The sequence below is a fragment of the Streptomyces sp. NPDC127595 genome, from assembly GCF_042671685.1.
Lineage (GTDB): Bacteria > Actinomycetota > Actinomycetes > Streptomycetales > Streptomycetaceae > Streptomyces.
In genome coordinates this window covers 1,114,915-1,134,739 of the sequence record NZ_JBHXWK010000001.1, presented here as the reverse complement: position 1 = coordinate 1,134,739, position 19,825 = coordinate 1,114,915, and the positions used below count along the sequence as shown (strand labels likewise).

The window sequence follows — 19,825 nt, the reverse complement described above, 5'->3', positions numbered from 1 at the left end:
CCGTCAGATCCCCTTTCCGCCGCGGGCCAGCTTGACAAGGCCCGGGGCCAGGGCGGCGAGGGCGGCGACCCGGCGCAGCCGGGTGGTCACCCGCTGCCGGTTCGAACGGGCCTGCTGATGCACGTCGACGTACACCTCCGGGCGCACGGTCGCCCCGGAGAGCAGCTTGACCACCATGTGGGAGGTGAGGGCACCGAACATCATGGCGACATAGGTGACCTGCGGGAAGCTGTAGTCGGGCCGCCCCAGATTCGCCTTGACCTCGACGAGCATCTCCACCGGCACATAGCGCAACGGCACGGCCTTCAGCAGCAGTTGCCAGGACGTGAGCCGGTCCAGATCGGCCTCGGCGATCGCGCCGTCGAACGGCTCCTTGACGTACCGGTAGTCGTAGCAGCGCACGTACTGGGCGCCCGCGATGTCCCATCCGGTGACCAGCGGCAGCCGCCGCTCCAACGCGAGGCGGTGGAGCAGGTGTTTGGCCCGCCAGCCGTCCATGGTCGTCACGTCCACGCCGTCCACGATGACGTCGCAGTCACCGACCAGCGCCGCCGCCGTCTCCTCGGTGACGCCTTCCGGGAAGACCTTGACGCGGGCGTGCGGGTTGATGGCCTCCACCCGCTCGCCGGCGACCGTGGCCTTGTTGCGGTCGACGTCGGTGGCCGCCGCGCTCTGCCGGTTGAGATTGTTCACCTCGTACGTGCCCGGGTCGGCCAGTACGAAGGAGCGCACCCCCAGTCGGGCGAGCGGCTCGACGGCTGCTCCTCCGATGGAGCCGCATCCGGCGACGAGCACCGTCGCATCGCGCAGCACGGCCTGTTCGCCGGGGCTGACAACTCCCCTGTTGCGGGTGGTCAGTTCGCCGTAGAAGTCCTTCTCCCCGGTGTGGAGCTCGCCGGCTCGGAGCTCCTCCGCCTTCAACTCCTCGGCCTGATAACTGCCCATCTACGACGCCTCCTTCATGCGGTACGCGCCCGTGCGGCGGGCGGTCATGGCGGAGACCAGTCCCACGAGGGTCATCCCGTCCGGGCCGCCGCCGAGGTACTCCTCGATGAGGTCCATGTAGTCGCCGAGGTCGTCGTGGACGGGCGCCACGAAGGGAACGGCGTTGACCGTCTGGTCGTAGATGGGCGCCATGATGTCCGTCTCGGGCAGCCACGGCGAGGTGCCCCGGTCGACCTGGAGGTCGAAGCCGGTGAGGCGGAAGTGCCGAATCGCCACCTTCTCCTTGGCGTCGCCCAGCATGACGCGCATACGGCCCTCGGACGCCGCGATGACCCTGCCGAGGCCCAGCAGCAGATGCCAGGGCACGCGTTCGGTGGCGGGGCCGGCCGGCAGGTCGAGGTCGCGTACGAACCGCTTGATCTCGAAGACCTGGTGTGTGCTCAATCCCTCGGCCGCGAAGCGAGTCAGCAGGTCGATGTCGTGCGCCACCTCGGTGGAGAACCGCCAGCGGTCCGGGGCGTCGAGCGGCCGGGAGACCGGGTCCTGGGAGCAGCCGAGACTGATGTACCCGCGGATCCTGCCCGTCCGGGTGCACAGGCTGACGGTGTGCACGTTCTGTACGCCCTCCGGGTGCCGGACCGTCTCCCGGAAGACCGCGCGCTCGTAGACGAGTTGGGGTGATATCCAGCCGAGCCGCAGATACTGTACGAGCCGGAACCCCATGATCCCGTTGAGGTATCGCAGGGGGAGCTGGTCGTCCTCGACGGTGAGGGTGATCAGTTCGTCCCTGGAGTCGTACGCGACGTAGAGCGGGTCGCCGACGACGTGGTCGGGCAGGGACCGGAAGTCCAGGGTGGAGTGGAGCCGGATGATGTCCGCGAGGTACCGGTCCCGTGCCGGCAACTGGTCCGTCATATCAACTCTCCGGAATACAGGCTCTCGGTGACGGCGAGGGCCAGGACCTCGGGCGTGCCCTCGTAGATCCGGGCGCCGTAGGCGTCGCGCAGCCGCTTCTCCATGCCGAACGACTTCACATAACCACGGGCGCCGGTCAGCGACATGGCCATGTCGGCGACGTCGATGGCGACGCGGTCCGCGAAGAGCTTGGCCACCGCCGGCTCGTACTGCGGGGCGGGGAGTTCGTTGTCCACCTTGTGTGCCGCCTTCATGTACAGCAGACGGGCCGCGTCGACCTTCGCGGACATCTCGGCGAGCTTGAAAGCGGTGAACTGGTGCTCGCGCAGGGGGAGTCCGCCCTGGACCCGGGTGTCGCACCACTCGATGGCCTGCTCGAGGGCGCCTCGGGCCACGCCGACGGAGATCCCGGCGACGGAGGCGCGTGCCATGTTGCTCTGGGCGATATTGATGGCCATGCCGTCGCCCTCCTCGCCGATCATGTTCTCGGCGGGGATCCGGACGTCGTGGAACTCCAGTTCGCTGCCGAGGCAGAGCCGGTAGCCCATCTTGTCGGCGACCGGCCCGCGGACCACTCCCGGCAGGTCGAGCGGCACCATGAACGAGGTGAGGCCGGTGGCGCCCGGCGCGCCCTCCATGTTGGCGAACACCGAGGCGAACGCGGCGACCTGGGCGTTGGTGATGAAGCGCTTCTTGCCGTTCAGGACGTAGTGGTCGCCGTCGCGGCGGGCGGTCATCACATCGCGGGCGTGGACCGCGTTGGCCGGGATGATCAGGTCGCAGCCCGCCTCCTCCTCGGTGACCGCGTTGCACGCGAGGACCGGCGCGTCACCCGAGAACATCGGCAGGAAACGGGCCTGGAGCCGCGGGTCGCCGGAGAGCAGCACCGGGGTCTGCCCGAGCATGGCGGCGCCGAAGATGAGGGCGGTGCCGGCACAGACCGAGGCCACCTCCTCCAGCGCGACCGCGGCGCCGATCATGCCGAGGCCGAGGCCGCCGTAGTCCCTGGGCACGGCGACCCGGGTGAGGCCGAGAGCGTGCCCCTGGGCGACCATGTCCCAGTCGAAGTCGTCGGCCGGCGCCCCGTCGAGGGCGGTCACACGGGGAGCGACAACCTCCCGGGCGAATTCCCGTACCTGGAGACGGAGTTTCTCCACGTCACCGGGAAGTACGTCGAAATTGAGCTCGAGCACGTCGTTGTTCGTCATGTCTCTCCGAAACTCGGATCCGAATGCCAGGGGAAGTACCGAAGACCGCGTCGTGCGGTCCTTCGGGGTTCTCAGGCGGGAAGCCCCTCCTGCGCGGCCAGTTCCGGATACCTGTCGAATGCGGGCCGCAGGATGGGGACGAGTTCCAGCACTCGGGCGACCTTGCCGCGGATCCGTACCTTTCCGGTGGCGATGGCGGTCGGCATCATGAGCTTGCCGAGCCAGAGCTGGTGCGCGGTGTCGCTGGACATCTTGATCTTGACCGTTGCCTCTTCGGGCGCGTCGGCCCCCACTGTCAGCGCGTCCGCAGACACGTGCACGATGCACTCCGGGTCGCTCTGAGTCAGCCGGATGGTCAGGTTGCTCGCGCGCAACTGCGAAGTGAACTGCTCGTCCTTCAGCAGGATTTCGAAGAGCGTGCCGAACACTCGCTCAGCAACTTGGGTCGACTCGAAAACGGCCATGAATTCCTCTCCCAACAACGGTACCCAGCAGCGATTCCTGACAACGGACCGCTGTTTCGGCGTTCAAGCGCATCCTAGGAATCCCGATCGGCACGGACGGACGTATCGACAGACCGCGAAAAGGAAGAGGAAGGAAATTTGAAAGAGAACGAGCGCCCCCTATCACGCGCATGTACACGGGGTGATTCGGCGCGGCGTCCGGAGAGGGTGCCGTTCGCCACACTCAACGCCCCTCCCCCGCGCCTCAACACCCCGCGCGCAGACCGGAGATGGCGGGGTCGGACTGGCGGCCGCCGGCACCACTGGGCATTCGGGGCGTGGGCGTCGTAGATTGAAAGCGTGACAGTCGATCGTTCGCCCGCCATCGCCTCCCAGGAATGCCTCGTCTTCGGCCCGCTGGAGAACCAGATCATGGAGGTTCTGTGGCAGGCCCCCGGACCGATGACGGTCCGCGAGGTCCTCGGCGCGCTCAACGCCGGCCGTGAGACCCCGCTGGCGTACACGACCGCCATGACCGTACTGAGCCGCCTCGCCGAGAAGGGCGCGGCCAGCCGCACCAAGGCGGGCCGGAGTTACGCGTACTCGCCCTGCGTCGCGGACGAGGCGGCGATGGCCGTCCGTGACGTCATCCGCGACTTCGGGGTGAGCGCGGTCGGCCACTTCCTGGACGAGATCCGCAGCGAACCCGGCCTTCGCGAACGCTTCGAGAAGCTGCTGCACGAGGGCCCCGGCCACTGAATCGACGCTCTCGGACGGCATCGAGCGATCCGGTCTCTTTCAGGACTCCTTCGCCATTGCAGCGCACCCTCGCACCGCGAACTACTATGCTCGCGTAGTAGATTCACGGGGCGGCGCCTGGTGCGGGGTGCCCGCTCCTCTCACAGGAGGTGCGAATTGAGCACGACCTTATCCGCGGGCGCGGCCGCTCCCCGTCGCGGACTGATCATGACGGCCCTCGGCTGCTGTTTCCTGATGGTGATGATGGACAACACCATCCTGAACGTCGCCCTGCAGACGATCCAGGAGGACGTCGGAGCGACCAACGCGGAGCTCCAATGGGCCCTGGACTCCTACATCTTGTTCTACGCGGCCCTGATGTTCTCCTCCGGCATCCTCGCCGACGCCTTCGGCCGCCGCCGCGTCCTGGTGATCGGCCTCGTCGTCTTCGCCGTGGCCTCCGCACTGGCCGGCTTCGCCGACACCCCCGAGGAACTCATCCTCTGGCGCGGCGTGATGGGCGTGGCCGGTTCGGTCGTGCCGCCCGCCACCCTTGCGGTGATCAATGGCATCTACGCCCCTGAAGAGCGCGGCAAGGCCATCGGCATCTGGTCGGCGCTGGGCGGACTGTCCATCGCCCTGGGCCCGATCGCGGGCGGCTTCCTCCTCGAACACTTCTGGTGGGGCTCGGTCTTCCTCATCAACGTCCCCATCGCCGCCCTGTGCGCCGTCCTCCTGCTCCTGGTCCTCGCCGAGTCCCGGTCGGCGACCAGACCGCGCATCGACTACGTCGGCGTTCTGCTGTCCATCACGGGCATCGGCGCACTGGTCTACGGGGTGATCCGCGGCGGCGAGACGAACAACTGGACCGGCGTCGAGGCGCTGGGCACGATGGCCGCCGGTGTGATCCTGCTGGTCGTACTGGTCCTGTTCGAGAGCCGCACCGTGCAACCGGCCCTGGATGTGAAGCTGTTCCGGAACAAGTCCTTCGCCGCGGGCACCGCGAGTCTCTCCCTGTCCTTCTTCGCCCTGACCGGCGGAACCTTCCTGATGGTCTTCTACGTCCAGGCCATCCTCGGTCACACACCCCTCGAACTGGGGCTCATCCTGCTCCCGGTGGCCGTGGGCGCCGTCGTCTCAGCCATCCTGAGCAACCCGTTGGCCTTGCGGTTCGGCCCCAAGGCCGTCGTCACCACAGGACTGCTGCTGCTCACCCTGGCGTTCACGGGGCAGGCGACCATCGACGCCGACACGGCGCTGTGGTGGTACGAGATTCTGCTGGGCGTCTCCGGCTTCGGCCTCGGCCTGGTCATGGGCACCACCACGACGACCACGATGGCCGTCGTCTCGGCGGACAAGGCCGCCATCGGAGCGGGCGTCAACAACACCCTGCGGCAGATCGGCGCCGCGCTCGGAGTCGCCGTCCTCGGCTCGATCCTGTCTGTCTGGTACCGGAGCGAGTTGGGCAGCGCCGTCGACGTACTCCCGCAGGGCGTACGGGAGACGGCCTCGGAGTCCCTGGGCGGCACCATGGTCGCCGTCCGCGATCTCCAGGAGGCCGGTGGGCTGTCGGCCGAGGCGCAGCAGCAGATTCCCGGCCTGCTGGCCTCGGCCCAGGACGCGTTTCTCTCGGCCATGCACGTGAGCTTCGCCGTGGCCGCCGGGGCGCTGGCACTGGCCGCGGTGGTGGCCGTGCTGTGGCTGCCCGGCCGGATCACCCCGCCCACGGTCACGGACACCGCCGAGCAGCGGACTCCGGCGGACTCCCCCGCCGAGGCGACGCGGTAGCCCGTCCGGCCGTGGGGCGGGTCGGGGTCGGCCAGGGGTGCGGGTGCCGGCGTACGAATGAATGCCGACGCGTCGCACCCTGGCCGGCTTCAGGCACCCGGCCGGGGCAGGTTGCTGAAGCCGGCGTTGTACCTTCAGCGCCCCGGACGGATCACCGGCAACCGGCTCTCAACAGCCGGGGCTTCATCAGCCCGGCCCCTCACCGGCCTGGGTCTTCAGCAGAAAACCGCGCCCCCGGACGGTCTCTATGGCCAGCCCGACGGACACGACCTTCCGCCTGAGTCTCATCATGTGCAGGTCGAGGGCGTTCTGACTGGCGGACCGATTGGCCGAGAGGAGCCGCTCCGCCAACTCGGCGCGGCTCGCCATGCCCGGGCGACGCTGCACGAGCCCGCGGAACACCTCCGCCTCGGAGACCGTGAGCGGCAGGACCGCGCCGCCGTAGCGGAGTATCCCGTCCTCGTCCACGACGGGTGAAGCACTGTGGGAGGTGGCCTTGAAGTGCAGTGACGCGATCCGGGCCTTTAACTCCCCGGCCTCCACGGGCTGTCGTACCCAGTCCTCGTGCGCCCCCGCCAATTCCGGCACCCGAGCACCACGGGCCACCACGATGAGGCAGGGCAGCCCCTGCATCCGGAAGCCCTCCAGTTTTCCTGACTCGGCAGGCCAGCGGACGATCTTCACGTCCAGCGACTTCATGTCTTCCACGGATGCTTTCCCTCTCGTGCTTACTCGTGCTGTGGCACATGACGAAGCGGCGCCGGCCATCCGGACGCCTGCAGAACTGGCGGGACGAACCCCGAGAGACCAAGGGCACACGGCAGATGCGTCCCCGCCCAAGGTCGTCGAAGCCGAACGAAATACCCCGCCACTGCAGACACCAAACGAAACCGCATTCATGCCGGCTACAAATACAACCGCATAGAGTTGTCTCAAATCGGGCATTCCCAGCACAGGGAGAATGAGAATGCTGGAAAATGCGACAAACAAATCACGGCGGCGATTCCCTGTACGATCGGACCAGGCTCCCGCACGTACCACAAAGAGCAGAGTCGACACCCACCCCAACACACCGACCAGGCATTCTTTGCGGAAAATTGACCAAAGTGATTGCATGCGGGCCCCCCGCCCTCACACTTTAAACGTCTCAGCTATTGGCAGGCTGTCAATACGCACCCGCGCCCGCACTCTTTCACCCCTCGATTCACTCCCCCCTCCAAGGAGCTGCACAGGCAATTTAGCCTCGACGCTATCACTCTCCGCAACCGCCTCATGTAAATGCCAGCCAATTTTTAGGCGAAGGCGAAAGGTTCCAGGGCGAATGCACAAGGACTGAAAAATAGGGTGGTTTGGCCTGTTTCCAGCGACTGGCGGGGAGGCTGACCATCCGGTCCGGTGTGAGGGTGTTGCCCCGGACCGTGCCGGTGGGCCGGTGGGCCGGCGAGACGCCGCCAGGCCGGGACAGCACGAAATCCGGGGGGCTCCGTCGTAATGGCGTGGCAGGAACCGCCGCACGGTCCGGATCCCGGCAGGACAGGGCTGGGGCTACGCGGTCGTGGCCCGCTTGATGATGTCGGCAACCGCGTCGGGCTGCGACAGGTGCACGGAGTGGCTGCCCGGGACCTCCGAGACCGTTGCGCCGGCGCGCTCGGCCATGGCTCGCTGTGCCGGCGGGGGAATCATCCGGTCGTCCTCCGCGACGAGATACCAGCTGGGCTTCGTGCGCCAGGCAGGGCTGGTGACAGCGCCGGAAAGGGCGTCAACGCCCCATGGAACCTGCGAGTCGGCCATGAACTCCGCCTGCTCAAGCGGAAGATCCCCGGCGAACGACGCCGGGAACTGCTCCCGGTCCAGCAGGAGGTAGCCGTCCCGCGGCGGAAGGATCGGCGGGACGGGCGCGCCGGGCGGAGGATCGGCGATGAGGGAGTTGACGGACTCACCTTTGTCCGGGGCAATTGCTGCGACGTAGACGAGAGTGGAAACCTGAGCGTCCTGGCCGGCTTCGGTGTCACGACGCCGCCATAGGAGTGTCCTACGAGAGCGACCGGTCCCTCCTGAGCAGCGACCACCCGCAGAGTTGCGCCGACGTCGCCGACGAGCGACTGTGTCGGGTTTTGCACAACACTGACGCTGTAGCCGGCCTTCACAAGGCGGTCATAAACCGCCTGCCACCCACAACCGTCCACGAATCCACCATGAACGAGCACGACATTCCGTACCGCGATCTCTGCTGTCATTTTCCTGTCTCCGCCAGTAGACCGGCGACTCCGTTCTTCGAGTCACTTCGATCGTAATTTCCGGCGCTGCCGGTGGGCTTCCGTCAGATGACGTAGCGGCACGGGCTGAATATGACAGCGGTATCGGTCCCTGTCCGGCGGCCCGGCGCGGATACCCACCAGGTCAGGCCGCCGGGCCGGATTGGACTGGGATGTGTTCGTCGTCCCGCTGGAGTACGAATTCGACGGGAATGGCGATCTGCCTCGCCGTCCCGGCGAGAGAATTTGGCCAGAAAGAATCGAACACCGCAGTGGCGAGCCAGGGTTCGGCCGCCGTCATTCGACGATGCCTCCACAAGGAAATGCACAGAATGCCCCAAGGTCGCTCTGAGGCCCTGCCGTGCGACTCGCCGGCCTGTGACGTACGCCACACACCCCTCACCGAGCCACCAGCCGATGTCGGAGTCCTGTCGACATCCTCTGCGCCGTGCGGGGCCCGAGAGTATCTGGGACGTGGGCATGAAGAAGAGTTCAGACATTGAGCCGCAGCTTGCCAACTGCAGGGACTACTGGCGGGGTTGGGGAACATCGGAACGCGTCGACAGTGACCTGACCTACTACCGCAGTGGGTTTGCCGACGGCCAGCTCACTGGCGTTCTGCGGCTGTGCAGCAGCGATCAGCCGGACGACGCGGTCGGCCACGCCGTCGGCCGATTGGCCGGAGCCCCCTGGATGTGGTGGGTGGGGCCGGACAGCGCTCCGGACACCGCGGCCAGGCTCACCGGTCACAGGGCGGTCAGGCTTGGGGCCATGCCGGTCATGACCGTCCCCCTCGACAAGGTCGCTCCCGTCGACGGACCGGCAGACCTGAAGATCGAAGCGGTCGAAGGTATCGACGCGAAGCACACGGAGTGGCCGGCAACTACGTGGCGACCACCTCTCCGGACTGCCGGCGTCAGGGAATCGGAACGGCCCTCACCACGGCGGCCCTCGACGCGGGAAGAGAGCGCGGGCTGAGCGTCGGCACCCTCCAGGCCAGCCCGTCGGGTACTCCTGTGTATCGACGCATGGGGTTCTAGCAGGTGGGCGAGTACGAGTACTTCAGGATCTCCGCCTCCTGACGCCTCCGTACTGCTGGGGCTGCTTGCGGGTTGGCAGTCAGCGCGGCGGCTGGAGATCCGCCTGGGACCCACAGCCGCCGCGCTGCAGACGGAGGATCGGGGGCGCTGCGCCCCGGCGCCGAGGACGTCGACTGCCGGACGCGGACCTACGACTCCGGATGCGTCCTGCGGTATCCGACGGCGTCGGCCACCAGGCGCAGGCCTGCCGCTACGCCCCGGACGCCTGCTTGATCAGGTCGGCGACCGCGTCGGGCTGGGACAGATACACGGAGTGGCTTCCGGGGACCTCCACGGTCGTCGCCCCGATGCGCTCGGACATCGCCCGCTGCGCCGGCGGAGGGATCATGCGGTCGTCGGAGGCCACGAGGTACCAGCTCGGCTTGGTCCGCCAGGCAGGCTCCGTAGCCGCACCCCCGAGGGCGTCCACGCCCCACGGAACCTGCGAGTCGGCCATGAACGCGGCCTCCTCCAGGGGCAGATCACCCGCGAACGACTCGGCGAACCGCTCACGCTCCAGGAACAGGAAGCCGTCCTTCGGAGGCAGGATCGGGGGCACCGGGGCGCCCGGCGGCGGGTCGGCGATCAGGCTGTTCACCGACTCGCCCTTGTCCGGGGCGAAGGCGGCGATGTAGACGAGGGCCTCGACGCTGTCGTGGCGGCCGGCTTCCGTGATGACCACTCCGCCGTACGAGTGACCGACCAGCACGACCGGGCCTTCCAACCCGTCGATGACCTGGTGCGTGGCGGCTACGTCCCCTGCCAGGCTCAGCGTGGGGTTCTGGACCACACTCACGTTGTAGCCCTCGCTCACGAGCCGGCCGTACACCGCCTTCCAGCCGGAGCCGTCGACGAACCCACCGTGAACGAGCACGACGTTTCGGATTGCCGAGTTTGCGACCATTACCTTCACCTTCATCTGCGATGACCGTTTCATCGGGCTATTTGAGGCTAGAACGTCTTGGCGTCGGCCGCTTCTGTCAAATGACGTAAGTCCGGCCGCGGTGCCGGAAGAGCTGGGCCGGGGTCAGTTCGAGGACGCGTACCGGCACGCGTCAGCGGTCAGCCCCGCGGGCGAGCTCGCCTCCCACGTCCCCACCGCTCTGTTCCTCGTCATGGATCTCGTCGAGGCAGCCGTCCGCACGGACCGGCACGCCGGGGCGGCGGCTCATGTCGCCGCGGTACGCGGGGCGGGCATCGCTGCGATCTCGCCACGCCTCGCCATGATCGTGGAGGCATCGTCAGCGATCGCGACCCCCCGGCAGCCGGGCGCCCGAGCTGTTCGAGAAGGCCCTCGCCGTCCCCGGCACCGACCGTTGGCCGTTCGAAAGGGCCCGGGTTCAACTCGCCTACGGCGAGCGCCTCGCCGGGCGAGATCCGTCACCGAAGCCCGCCCCCCTCTCACGGACGCGCTCGACACCATCAAACGGCTCGGTGCCCGCCCCTGGTCGTCCCGGACCGGCAACGAACTGCGTGCGACGGGGCTGTCCACCAAACCCGCCGGGGGCATCGCGCCCGCGTCCCTGACGCCCCAGCAGCGGGAGATCGCGATGCTCGCGGCCGCCGGCCTCACCAACAAACAGATCGGCGAACAGCTCTTCCTCTCCCCGCGAACCGTCTCCGCCCACCTGTACCAGCTCTTGTAGTAGGGCACGGGCACCCCACTGGCCCCGGAATACCCGCCCGGGACACCTCCCCGCACCAACGGAGATCGCCGACCGGCCGAAGCCGCCCAGCGCCAGGACATGGGAAGAGCAGAGACCGGTCCGGCGGCAGGCGCCACGCCCGCCGCCGGCCTCAGTGGACCCAGGGAAAGCCGAGAGGCCTCAGCCCTGGGCCAGCTCCGCCACCGGCTGCCACTTCTCCCACGTCGCCAGACGCTGCTCGTAGTCCGCCCTGGCGATACCCAGTGGCGCCGTGCCGAAGAAGCACCGCAGCGGCGGCTCGGCGGCGTCCACGATCTCCAGGACGGCCGCGGCGGACGCGGTCGGGTCGCCCGGTGTGCCGACGCGCTGACGGCGCTCCTCCTGCACCTGCGCGTGGTACTCGGCGTACGCGGGCAACTGCTCGGACCTGCTCGACGACGAACCCGCCCAGTCGGTGGAGAAGCCACCGGGCTCGATCAGCGTGACCTTGATGCCGAACGGCGCCACCTCCTGGGCCAGCGTCTGGCTGATCCCCTCAAGGGCCCACTTCGACGCGTGGTAGATGCCGACCAGCGGGAACGCGCTGATCCCGCCGATGGAGGAGACCTGCAGAATGTGACCGCTGCCCTGCTCACGCAGGAACGGCAGTGCCGCCTGGGTGATCCACAGCGCGCCGAACAGGTTGGTCTCCAGCTGCGCGCGGGCCTCCGCCTCGGTGATCTCCTCGACCATGCCGAAGTGGCCGTAGCCCGCGTTGTTGACCACCACGTCCAGACGCCCGAAGCGCTCGTGCGCCTGCCGCACGGCGGCAAAGCCCGCGTCGCGGTCCGTGACATCGAGTTGCAGGGGCAGGAGCCGCTCTCCGTAGGTCGCGCCAAGATCGTCCAACGTGGACAGATCGCGTGCCGTCGCGGCGACGGAGTCACCGCGGTCCAGCGCCGCGATCGCCCACTCCCGACCGAAGCCGCGCGAGGCTCCGGTGATGAGCCAGACCTTCTGTGTCATGGCGTACTCCCTCATGAAAGTCATCGCCCGCTCCGTCACGACGGCGCGGCCGTACTTCACCAGCGAACACCCTGGAGTGCGCTCGAAGTCAACTTCAGTACTCCCCCGGCGCCCGGGTGCCGTTCACGGCGACGCGGCGGCCCTGGGGGGTCTGGAGGGTTCTGGAGGGGTCTGGAGGGGTCTGGGAAAGTTCTTCACCGGCAGGAGCCCGGATCCTGTGCGATTGCCGGCAACAGGTACCCGCCCGTCAGGCCTCCGACCGAATTTTCGGCTGACGAGTCGTCAGCCATACACTCGCGCCCGGCATGAGGTCGACTTCGCGCGGCCGGCGGAACCCGAGGGGCCGCAACTGGTCCGCGTGACGGGCGGAGACCGTGATCGCGACGGCGGTCGCGGACTGATCGTCGACGGAGTGCAGCCCCGGGGCCAGCAGGTCGGCGGCGACGGTGTGGTCCCAGGCACTCGTGTCGTCCAGCGCGCCCGCGATGACCACCTTCCAGTGCGGCCCGTCGGGTCCCGCCTCCTTCAGCAACGCCGGCATGACCGGACGGTGCTGTGGGCTGATGGCGAGTTCACGGGCGAGAAGGCCGCTGAAGTACGTCTCGGGGGGCTCGGAATCGACGCCGGGCGGCAGCCAGACGGCGGCCGCGAGGAGCGCCCCGTCCTCCTGCTCGGCCACCCACACCTGGCCCTCTTCGAGGGCATGGTGGGCCAGCACCAGCCGCATGGCGCTCTGCGCCTGCTCCCAGTCCAGTGCGGAGCCGCCCGGAGCCGGGGCTGAAGGCGAGGCCGAGGGCGGGGCCGGAGCGATCAGGCGCACCACGGCGGGTACGTCCACCAGTCCCGCCGCACGCACGGACGTCCGAGGGCGCAGTTGAAGAGTCGTCATGTTCGTGTTCTCCATTTCAGATGGCCCGGCTTCAGCTGGCCCGACTCGCTCCGGTGAGGCCGCCCGCGGCCGGGTGTACCCGGCCGGTGGACGCAAACGCGGTGCGGAACAGCCGGGAGGGTCGCAGGCCCGGTGCGGCAACCGGCCTCGTCCGGCGTCGCAGGCGCGGTCGGCCGTCGCCGTCGTCGAAGCGGTCAGGGTGGTCGTCGTGGTCATGGTCGTGCTGAGGCTGGGGCCTGCTGAGCAGGACCACACCGCGGCCGGCCGCCGCGGCGCCGACGAGGGCGAGCACGGTGCCGGTCGTCCCGTACTGGAAGCCTTCGCCGAGCAGGGTGATGCCGATGAGGGACGCGGTGACGGGGTTGACCAGGGTGAGCAGGGCGAGCGGGCCGCCGAGGCCGCTGCGGTAGGCCTTCTGGGAGAGCAGAAGCCCGGCCGCGGCGAACGCGGCGGTGAGGACCGTCACCGCCGCCACGCTCCAGGACAGCGCCGGCCCGACGGCGAGCTTCTGAGCCAGTGTGGAGCCGACCCCCGAGGCGATACCGGAAGCCGCCGCGAAGGCGAGGCCGCCGAGGCCGAATCGGCCCGAAGCGAGCCGGACGAGCACCGCGACGACGGTGGCGGCGGTGAGCGCGACCACCAGGACCTCGGTGGCGTGCAGGGTGTTGTCCGGCGCGTTGCCCGAGGCGGTGGCGGTGAGCAGCGCGGTCAGCCCGACGAGGGTGAGGGCCATGCCGCGCCACTGCGTTCCCGAGGTCCGTCGGCGGGCGGCCAGCGAGCCCAGGGGCACTGCCGCCACGAGGGTCAGCGCGCCGAGCGGCTGCACGAGTGTCAGTGGCCCGTACCGCAGGGCGACCACGTGCAGCAAGGCGCCGGTGGCATTGAGAACGACCGACCACCACCACGAGCCGCGGATGAGGGCGCCGCGCAGGTCCGGCGTTCTGGCGGCGGTCCTCTCCTGGACCACGGCTGCTGTGGCGTAGCAGACCGCAGAGACCAAGGAGAGGGCGACAGCCAGGAACACCGGAGAGGTCGTCATCGCGCGGTCCGCGCCACGACGGTGACAACCAGGGCCGCGAACCCCGCCTCAGGCGGTACGTCGGGCTTGCTATTGCTGCGGCTGCACACGCCCCGAGCTCCCATCAATACGAAACGGTTTCGTACACATAAACTACGGTGACCTGGAGCGAAACGCAAGCGTTTCTTTAATTCGACGCTTGACGAACCCGCTCAGGTACGTCATTCCACGCCCGCCGGCACCCACTCCGGACGCCCGCCGCCACCTTCGACCCTCCCTCACGGCAGCGCGCAGGCTACGACGCCCAGGATTATTGTCGGCGGTATGGACGGAAATCGCCCAGGGTGGCGCCAGTGTCTCCTCGGCGGGGCGGTGTTCGCCGTCTGCATGGCCGGCACCACGCTGCCGACCCCGCTCTACAGCCTCTACCAGGAGAAGTTCGACTTCTCCGAGCTGATGGTGACCGTCGTGTACGCCGTGTACGCCTTCGGGGTCATCGGCGTACTGCTGCTGGCCGGCAACGCCTCGGACGCCGTGGGCAGGCGGCCCGTACTGCTGGCGGGCCTGGGATTCGCCACCTTGAGCGCGGTCTGCTTCCTGTCCGCCGACGGGCTGACCTGGCTGTATGTGGGCCGGCTGATGTCGGGACTGTCCGCCGGGCTGTTCACCGGGGCCGCCACGGTATACGTGCTGGAACTGGCACCACCCGGCGGCGCCGCCCGGGCCACGTTCGTGGCGACAGCCGTCAACATGGGCGGCCTCGGCTGCGGTCCGCTGCTCGCCGGAGTGCTCGCCCAGTACGCCGACTGGCCGCTGTACCTGCCGTTCGCCGTGCACCTCGTGCTGGTGGCCGGCTCGGCCCTCGTCCTGCTGAGCCTGCCCGAGACCGTACGGGAGCGACGGCCGCTGAGCACCGTACGGCCGCAGCGGCCGGGCGTGCCCCCTCAGGTGCGGGCGGTGTTCGGGCCCGCGGCGATCGCCTCCTTCGTGGGGTTCGCGCTGTTCGGGGTGTTCACCGCGGTCAGCCCGGCCTTCCTCGAGGAATCCCTGAACGTGGACAACCACGCCGTCAGCGGGCTTGTCGTCGCGCTGGCCTTCTTCGCCTCGATCGTCGGGCAGCTGCTGGTCGGCCGGGTCGGGGTCGGCCGGTCGCTGCCGCTGGGCTGCGCCACGCTCTTCCTCGCCCTTGCGCTGCTCGCGGGTGCGCTGCGGTGGGACCTGCTGTCACTGGTGGTGGCGAGCGCGCTCGTCGCCGGGGTCGGCCAGGGGCTGGCGTTCCGCGGAGCGCTGTCCGCGGTGGCCGAGGCCTCTCCCCCGGACCGGCGCGCGGCAGTGATCTCGATGCTGTTCGTGGTGGCGTACGCCGGCATCTCTCTGCCGGTGATCGGCGTGGGGGTGCTGACGGGCCCGATGGGCCTGGAGGGTGCGGGGCTGGTGTTCATCGCGTGCATGGCCGTCCTCGTCACGGGCGCCGCCGCCTATCTGCTGCGGCGACCGGTGCGAGTGAACGCGTGAACGCGTGCGGGCACGCCCCTTTGCCGCGCCCGCACGCACACCTGTCGATGGATTCGGCCGCCACCCGGATGCGTGGCGTGCTGTACGGCAGCGCATCCGCCCCGCCGTACACCGACCCCTGCCGACCCCGTCCGGGGCCACGCCCTCGTCGTCAGCCGCCCAACGCCGCCGAGACCACGGTCTTCGCCTCCTCCTGGACCTGACGAAGATGGTCGCTGCCGAGGAAGGACTCGGCGTAGATCTTGTAGACGTCCTCGGTGCCCGAGGGACGGGCCGCGAACCAGGCGCTGGCGGTGGTCACCTTGATGCCGCCGATGGACGCGCCATTGCCCGGAGCCTCGGTGAGTACCGCGGTGACGTCTTCTCCCGCCAAGGTGTCCGTGCTGACCTGCGCGGGCGAGAGCTTGGCGAGGAGGGCCTTCTCCTCACGGGTCGCCGGGGCGTCGATGCGCTCGTACGCGGGCTCGCCGAAACGTGCGGTCAGCGCGGCATAGTGCTCCGACGGCGTCTTCCCGGTCACGGCCGTGATCTCCGAGGCGAGCAGAGCCAGGATGATGCCGTCCTTGTCGGTGGTCCACACCGAGCCGTCGTGGCGCAGGAAGGAAGCACCGGCCGACTCCTCCCCGCCGAAACCGAGTGAGCCGTCGGACAGCCCGTCCACGAACCACTTGAATCCCACCGGCACCTCGACCAGTCGACGGCCCAGGTCCGCGGCGACCCGGTCGATCATCCCCGACGACACCAGCGTCTTGCCGATCCCCGTGTCCGCGGGCCACTGCTCCCGGTGGGAGTACAGGTAGAAGATGGCGGCGGCGAGGTAGTGGTTGGGGTTCATGAGTCCGGCGTCCGGGGTGACGATCCCGTGGCGGTCGGCGTCGGCGTCGTTGCCCGTGGCGATCTGGAAGCGGTCGCGCTGCTCGATCAGCGAGGCCATGGCATAGGGCGAGGAACAGTCCATACGGATCTTGCCGTCCCAGTCCAGCGTCATGAACCGCCAGGTGGGGTCGGCAAGCGGGTTGACCACGGTGAGGTCGAGCGCGTGCTGTTCGGCGATGCGTCCCCAGTAGGCGACCGATGCCCCGCCCAGGGGGTCCGCGCCGATGCGCACACCGGCCGCCCGGATCGCGTCCAGGTCCAGCACCTGCGGCAGGTCGGCCACGTAGGCGCCGAGGAAGTCGTAGCGGCCGGTGCCGGGAGCGGTCAGCGCCCTGGCGTAGGTGATGCGGCGTACGTCCTTGAGGCCGCCCGCGATGAGTTCGTTGGCCCGGTCCTGGATCCAGCCGGTCGCCTCGGAGCCCGCCGGGCCGCCGTTCGGCGGGTTGTACTTGAAGCCACCGTCGGCGGGCGGATTGTGGGAGGGGGTGACCACGACCCCGTCCGCGAAGCCGGCGGACCGGCCCCGGTTGTGGGCGAGGATGGCGTGCGAGACGGCCGGTGTGGGCGTGTAGCCGTCCGCGCTGTCGAGGAGCACCGACACATCGTTGGCCGCGAACACCTCCAGGGCGGTGACCTTGGCGGGCTCCGACAGGCCATGGGTGTCGGCGCCCAGGAAGAGCGGACCGTCGATGCCCTGGGCGTCGCGGTACTCGCAGATCGCCTGGCTCGTCGCGGCGATGTGGTCCTCGTTGAAGGCGGTCGCCAGTGACGACCCGCGATGTCCGGACGTACCGAAGGCGACGCGCTGGCCGGGTTCCGCCGGGTCGGGGTGCAGCGAGTAGTACGCCGTGACCAACCGGGCTACGTCGACGAGGTCCTCGGGGCCTGCCTGTTGGCCCGCTCGCTCGTGCGGCATGGGCGCGCACCTCCACATCGGTTGTTCTTCGTTTGCGGTCTCATCTTTCCTCATCGGAACTCCCCGGTCGCACCGTGGTGCGACGGTGGCCGAAAGCCTCGCCTGCCGGTGTCCTCGGGGCAGCACATCCGTCGGCCGAGGGGGCCGCTCGAGGCGACGGGCGGCTCATCACTCACGCGCTCCGTTGTGTCGCCCTCTGCCCTCGCCGTCCGGTGGCGGCGGCATGGGTGGGGCATTCCCGGCAGTGAGGTTCTCCAGCACCTCCACCAGATCCTGACAGGCCAGTTCCACGGAGCGCCTTGTGTTGCGCTGCTCAGTGATCACGGCCGAGAGGAGCAGTGCGGTCAGGGCCATGGATCCGTTGAAGGCCTGGAGTTTGAACATCAGCGCGGTATCACTCAGCCGCCCGAACGGACCGACCCGTTCCGTGGCCGCGACGGTGGCCGTCACGGAGGCGAAGAGGGCACAGAGCACACTGCCTCCCTGCGGGAAACGCAGCGCCGCCCAGACCAGCAGCGGATAGACGAGGAACAGCAGACTGATCGGGCTGTACGCGGCGAACGGCACGACGACACAGACGACGAGCCCCAGTATCACGGCCTCTTTCCACCGCGGCGCGCGCAACGGCAGGCGTATCCGGTACAGCATGAGAAGGACCGGGGTGACGATCAGGACACCCATCGCGTCGCCCACCCACCACGCCAGCCACACGGACCAGAAGTTGTGTGCGGCGATCTTGTCCGCGAGGACCAGCACGCCGACGTCGACGGTGGCGCTGATCAGCATGCTGCCGAGGGCCCCCAGGAACACCAGGGCAAGGCCGTCGCGCAGACGGCTGAGGTCGGTCCGGAAGCCCAGTCCGCGCAGCGTGAGATAGGCGCAGACCGGAGCCGCGGTGTTGGCCGCGATGATGCCGATCGCAGGCGCGGGGGGCTGGAGCGAGCCGAGGGTGATGACGACGAGGAGGGCGCCGATCGCGATCCCGAGCCAGCAACGGATCCCGAAGATCAACAGGCCCGCCACCGCCACGCCCGTGGGCGGCCAGATGGGCGTGAAGACCGCGCCTTCGACGGTGAGCCGCCGCATCAGTCCCAGGCGCCCTGCCGCGAAGTAGCACGCGGCCACGGCCAGCGTCTGGACGGCGACGACGACCGGTCGGCGCAGCTCGCGTGTACCCACCACAGCAGCAATCAGACACCCCCGCCGCCGCGTCGGCGAGGCGAGGCACCCCTCCGGCCTGCGGCGCCGTCGGTCCTCCGGGCGTCCCCCCCCTCCCGCGTCGCCGTCGGCCCTACGGCGTCCTCCGTCCTACCGGGCCCTCCGTCCTACGGCGCCCTCCGTCCTGCGGCGCCCTCCGTCCTACCGGGCCCTCCGTCCTACGGCGCCCTCCGCCCTACCGGGCCCTCCGTCCTGCGGCGCCCTCCGCCCTGAAGCGTCCACCGCCTACGGCGTCCTACGGCCGAAGGCCGGACGGCTCGTGGCCGACCACCAGTACGGCCGCGTCGTCCTCGTGTCCCACGCGCTCGGCGCCCTTGATCACTCCGGCGGCGAGTGAACCGGCCGACAGACCCGCCACGGCGGCGATGCCCGCGAGCCGCACCACCTGATCGAGCCCCTCGTCGACGCTCATCGAAGGACCCTCGACCACACCGTCGGTCAACAGCACGAACAGTCCGCCGGTGGTGAGCCGGTACCGGGTCACCGGGTACTCCGTGCCCACCTCCACGCCCAGCGGAGGACCGCCTTCGTCCTCGGTAATGCCGGACTTTCCGTCCGCCGTCGCCCAGACGCACGGTATGTGCCCTGCCCGTGCGCTCTCCAGCACTCCGGTGGACGGGTCGAGCCGCATGAAGGTGCAGGTGGCGAAGAGGTCGGTGCCGATGGAGAGGAGGAGGTCGTTCGTCCGGGCGAGGAGTTCTCCCGGCTCGCTCGTGACGGAGGCGAGCGCCCGCAGCCCGACCCGGACCTGGCCCATGAACGCGGCCGCCTCGATGTTGTGTCCCTGGACATCACCGATGGAGAGCCCGATGCGTCCGTCAGGCAGCTCGAAGGCGTCGTACCAGTCGCCGCCCACGTTGAGGCCGTAGCAGGCCGGTGCGTACTGGACGGCCACATCGAATCCGGGGGCGCTCGGCATGTCTCCGGGGAGCATGCCGCGTTGCAGCGCGATGGCCAGCTCGACCTGTGAGCGCTGGAACTCCGCACGCTCACGCGCCTGCGCCGTCAGCGACCCGAGCCGGGCCAGCAGCTCGTCGCCGTCGTCCGTCGGACGCTTGCGGGACATCGACCACCCCGGGAGAAAACCGCACCATAAAGGCAAAGGGAACATTACCCCACTATCGGATGATAACGACACAGCCGACCTGGTCCGGTATCGGTGCGTCCAGGCCGGCGATGCCCGGCAGAGGGGGCGAGACGCTCCCGGCGGACGTGCCTCCCGGGGAAAACGGTGGTGGGGGCGGGCGCGGGCCGGCCCCCCACCCGTTTTGGCGGGGGGGCCGTGCGCCCGGGGGGTGGGGCCCCCGCATGCGGGCCGCGCCCGGGGGGGGGCCCCCAGACCGGGCCCGGGGGGGGGGGGGGGTATTAAAA

General features: G+C 69.2%; 19 protein-coding genes and 1 pseudogene. 6 read left to right on the top strand and 14 right to left on the bottom strand.

Features of this window, described 5'->3' with window-relative positions:
* Window positions 1-3 precede the first annotated feature (3 nt).
* The 4 genes from ACFVKT_RS04895 to ACFVKT_RS04880 all read right to left on the bottom strand — a co-directional run bounded on the left by ACFVKT_RS04895 (window position 4) and on the right by ACFVKT_RS04880 (window position 3,532).
* Window positions 4-945 carry a HesA/MoeB/ThiF family protein gene (locus ACFVKT_RS04895; protein ID WP_385727547.1) on the bottom strand — a complete coding sequence of 314 codons (942 nt, stop codon included), beginning with the start codon at window positions 943-945 and terminating at the stop codon, window positions 4-6.
* The gene (locus ACFVKT_RS04890; RefSeq protein WP_385727545.1) at window positions 946-1,860 is read right to left on the bottom strand and encodes a hypothetical protein; all 915 of its coding nucleotides are present in this window, start codon (window positions 1,858-1,860) and stop codon (window positions 946-948) included.
* The gene (locus ACFVKT_RS04885) at window positions 1,857-3,068 is read right to left on the bottom strand and encodes an acyl-CoA dehydrogenase family protein (protein ID WP_365433128.1); all 1,212 of its coding nucleotides are present in this window, start codon (window positions 3,066-3,068) and stop codon (window positions 1,857-1,859) included. Before ACFVKT_RS04885 ends, ACFVKT_RS04890 begins: the two co-directional genes overlap by 4 nt.
* A 71-nt stretch (window positions 3,069-3,139) precedes the next feature.
* Window positions 3,140-3,532 carry an SCP2 sterol-binding domain-containing protein gene (locus ACFVKT_RS04880; protein WP_385727543.1) on the bottom strand — a complete coding sequence of 131 codons (393 nt, stop codon included), beginning with the start codon at window positions 3,530-3,532 and terminating at the stop codon, window positions 3,140-3,142.
* A gap of 339 nt (window positions 3,533-3,871) precedes the next feature.
* Here ACFVKT_RS04880 and ACFVKT_RS04875 point away from each other — a divergent pair, with 339 nt between their 5' ends.
* Together ACFVKT_RS04875 and ACFVKT_RS04870 are read left to right on the top strand one after the other, a co-directional pair.
* Window positions 3,872-4,270 (top strand): BlaI/MecI/CopY family transcriptional regulator, encoded by a 399-nt coding sequence (locus ACFVKT_RS04875; protein ID WP_385727541.1) that lies wholly within the window; start codon window positions 3,872-3,874, stop codon window positions 4,268-4,270.
* 156 nt (window positions 4,271-4,426) lie between these two features.
* Window positions 4,427-6,037 (top strand): MFS transporter, encoded by a 1,611-nt coding sequence (locus ACFVKT_RS04870; RefSeq protein WP_385727539.1) that lies wholly within the window; start codon window positions 4,427-4,429, stop codon window positions 6,035-6,037.
* 186 nt (window positions 6,038-6,223) lie between these two features.
* On the opposite strand, the gene ACFVKT_RS04865 is transcribed toward ACFVKT_RS04870, so the two are convergent.
* From ACFVKT_RS04865 to ACFVKT_RS04855, 3 genes and pseudogenes are all read right to left on the bottom strand, one after another.
* Window positions 6,224-6,736, bottom strand: a complete 513-nt coding sequence (locus tag ACFVKT_RS04865; RefSeq protein WP_385728155.1) for a winged helix-turn-helix domain-containing protein — start codon at window positions 6,734-6,736, stop codon at window positions 6,224-6,226.
* 846 nt (window positions 6,737-7,582) lie between these two features.
* Window positions 7,583-7,993 carry an alpha/beta fold hydrolase gene (locus tag ACFVKT_RS04860; protein ID WP_385728153.1) on the bottom strand — a complete coding sequence of 137 codons (411 nt, stop codon included), beginning with the start codon at window positions 7,991-7,993 and terminating at the stop codon, window positions 7,583-7,585.
* Between the two features lie 92 nt (window positions 7,994-8,085).
* Window positions 8,086-8,274: pseudogene (locus tag ACFVKT_RS04855) on the bottom strand (alpha/beta hydrolase); the annotation flags it as partial.
* A 492-nt stretch (window positions 8,275-8,766) separates the two neighbouring features.
* Here ACFVKT_RS04855 and ACFVKT_RS04850 point away from each other — a divergent pair.
* Together ACFVKT_RS04850 and ACFVKT_RS04845 are read left to right on the top strand one after the other, a co-directional pair.
* Window positions 8,767-9,270 carry a hypothetical protein gene (locus tag ACFVKT_RS04850; RefSeq protein ID WP_385728197.1) on the top strand — a complete coding sequence of 168 codons (504 nt, stop codon included), beginning with the start codon at window positions 8,767-8,769 and terminating at the stop codon, window positions 9,268-9,270.
* Window positions 9,216-9,332, top strand: a complete 117-nt coding sequence (locus ACFVKT_RS04845) for a hypothetical protein (RefSeq protein ID WP_385728151.1) — start codon at window positions 9,216-9,218, stop codon at window positions 9,330-9,332. The genes ACFVKT_RS04850 and ACFVKT_RS04845 overlap by 55 nt, the downstream gene beginning before the upstream one ends.
* Window positions 9,333-9,582: 250 nt before the next feature.
* Here ACFVKT_RS04845 and ACFVKT_RS04840 read toward each other — a convergent pair whose 3' ends face one another.
* Window positions 9,583-10,275 (bottom strand): alpha/beta fold hydrolase, encoded by a 693-nt coding sequence (locus ACFVKT_RS04840; RefSeq protein ID WP_385727537.1) that lies wholly within the window; start codon window positions 10,273-10,275, stop codon window positions 9,583-9,585.
* A gap of 100 nt (window positions 10,276-10,375) precedes the next feature.
* Here ACFVKT_RS04840 and ACFVKT_RS04835 point away from each other — a divergent pair, with 100 nt between their 5' ends.
* Window positions 10,376-11,017: a LuxR C-terminal-related transcriptional regulator gene (locus tag ACFVKT_RS04835; protein WP_385727535.1), complete on the top strand. Its 642-nt coding sequence runs from the start codon at window positions 10,376-10,378 to the stop codon at window positions 11,015-11,017.
* A gap of 180 nt (window positions 11,018-11,197) precedes the next feature.
* Here ACFVKT_RS04835 and ACFVKT_RS04830 read toward each other — a convergent pair whose 3' ends face one another.
* The 3 genes from ACFVKT_RS04830 to ACFVKT_RS04820 form a co-directional block, all read right to left on the bottom strand.
* A complete protein-coding gene (locus ACFVKT_RS04830) occupies window positions 11,198-12,022 on the bottom strand; it encodes an SDR family oxidoreductase (RefSeq protein ID WP_385727533.1) in 825 nt (274 codons plus the stop codon).
* A 247-nt stretch (window positions 12,023-12,269) separates the two neighbouring features.
* Window positions 12,270-12,911 (bottom strand): hypothetical protein, encoded by a 642-nt coding sequence (locus ACFVKT_RS04825; RefSeq protein ID WP_385727531.1) that lies wholly within the window; start codon window positions 12,909-12,911, stop codon window positions 12,270-12,272.
* 31 nt (window positions 12,912-12,942) lie between these two features.
* Window positions 12,943-13,950 carry a hypothetical protein gene (locus ACFVKT_RS04820; protein ID WP_385727529.1) on the bottom strand — a complete coding sequence of 336 codons (1,008 nt, stop codon included), beginning with the start codon at window positions 13,948-13,950 and terminating at the stop codon, window positions 12,943-12,945.
* Window positions 13,951-14,253: 303 nt separating this feature from the next.
* Between ACFVKT_RS04820 and ACFVKT_RS04815 the strand changes: the two genes are divergently transcribed.
* Window positions 14,254-15,444: an MFS transporter gene (locus ACFVKT_RS04815; RefSeq protein WP_385727527.1), complete on the top strand. Its 1,191-nt coding sequence runs from the start codon at window positions 14,254-14,256 to the stop codon at window positions 15,442-15,444.
* Window positions 15,445-15,595: 151 nt separating this feature from the next.
* Here the strand turns inward: ACFVKT_RS04815 and pgm are convergent, their stop codons facing one another.
* The 3 genes from pgm to ACFVKT_RS04800 all read right to left on the bottom strand — a co-directional run bounded on the left by pgm (window position 15,596) and on the right by ACFVKT_RS04800 (window position 19,520).
* Window positions 15,596-17,236: a phosphoglucomutase (alpha-D-glucose-1,6-bisphosphate-dependent) gene (gene pgm, locus ACFVKT_RS04810; protein WP_385727525.1), complete on the bottom strand. Its 1,641-nt coding sequence runs from the start codon at window positions 17,234-17,236 to the stop codon at window positions 15,596-15,598.
* 168 nt (window positions 17,237-17,404) lie between these two features.
* On the bottom strand, window positions 17,405-18,418 hold the full coding sequence (locus ACFVKT_RS04805; protein WP_385727523.1) for an MASE1 domain-containing protein: 1,014 nt from the start codon (window positions 18,416-18,418) through the stop codon (window positions 17,405-17,407).
* Between the two features lie 271 nt (window positions 18,419-18,689).
* Window positions 18,690-19,520, bottom strand: coding sequence for a PP2C family protein-serine/threonine phosphatase (locus ACFVKT_RS04800; RefSeq protein WP_385727521.1), 831 nt, complete (start codon window positions 19,518-19,520; stop codon window positions 18,690-18,692).
* Between the last annotated feature and the right edge of the window lie 305 nt (window positions 19,521-19,825).

Excerpts from the sequence above, each read along its gene's own strand:
- ACFVKT_RS04895 (WP_385727547.1), bottom strand. The coding sequence starts at position 945 with ATGGGCAGTTATCAGGCCGAGGAGTTGAAGGCGGAGGAGCTCCGAGCC.
- ACFVKT_RS04890 (WP_385727545.1), bottom strand. The coding sequence starts at position 1,860 with ATGACGGACCAGTTGCCGGCACGGGACCGGTACCTCGCGGACATCATC.
- ACFVKT_RS04885 (WP_365433128.1), bottom strand. The coding sequence starts at position 3,068 with ATGACGAACAACGACGTGCTCGAGCTCAATTTCGACGTACTTCCCGGT.
- ACFVKT_RS04880 (WP_385727543.1), bottom strand. The coding sequence starts at position 3,532 with ATGGCCGTTTTCGAGTCGACCCAAGTTGCTGAGCGAGTGTTCGGCACG.
- ACFVKT_RS04865 (WP_385728155.1), bottom strand. The coding sequence starts at position 6,736 with ATGAAGTCGCTGGACGTGAAGATCGTCCGCTGGCCTGCCGAGTCAGGA.
- ACFVKT_RS04840 (WP_385727537.1), bottom strand. The coding sequence starts at position 10,275 with ATGGTCGCAAACTCGGCAATCCGAAACGTCGTGCTCGTTCACGGTGGG.
- ACFVKT_RS04830 (WP_385727533.1), bottom strand. The coding sequence starts at position 12,022 with ATGACACAGAAGGTCTGGCTCATCACCGGAGCCTCGCGCGGCTTCGGT.
- ACFVKT_RS04825 (WP_385727531.1), bottom strand. The coding sequence starts at position 12,911 with ATGACGACTCTTCAACTGCGCCCTCGGACGTCCGTGCGTGCGGCGGGA.
- ACFVKT_RS04820 (WP_385727529.1), bottom strand. The coding sequence starts at position 13,950 with ATGACGACCTCTCCGGTGTTCCTGGCTGTCGCCCTCTCCTTGGTCTCT.
- ACFVKT_RS04815 (WP_385727527.1), top strand. The coding sequence starts at position 14,254 with ATGGACGGAAATCGCCCAGGGTGGCGCCAGTGTCTCCTCGGCGGGGCG.
- pgm (WP_385727525.1), bottom strand. The coding sequence starts at position 17,236 with ATGCCGCACGAGCGAGCGGGCCAACAGGCAGGCCCCGAGGACCTCGTC.
- ACFVKT_RS04800 (WP_385727521.1), bottom strand. The coding sequence starts at position 19,520 with ATGTCCCGCAAGCGTCCGACGGACGACGGCGACGAGCTGCTGGCCCGG.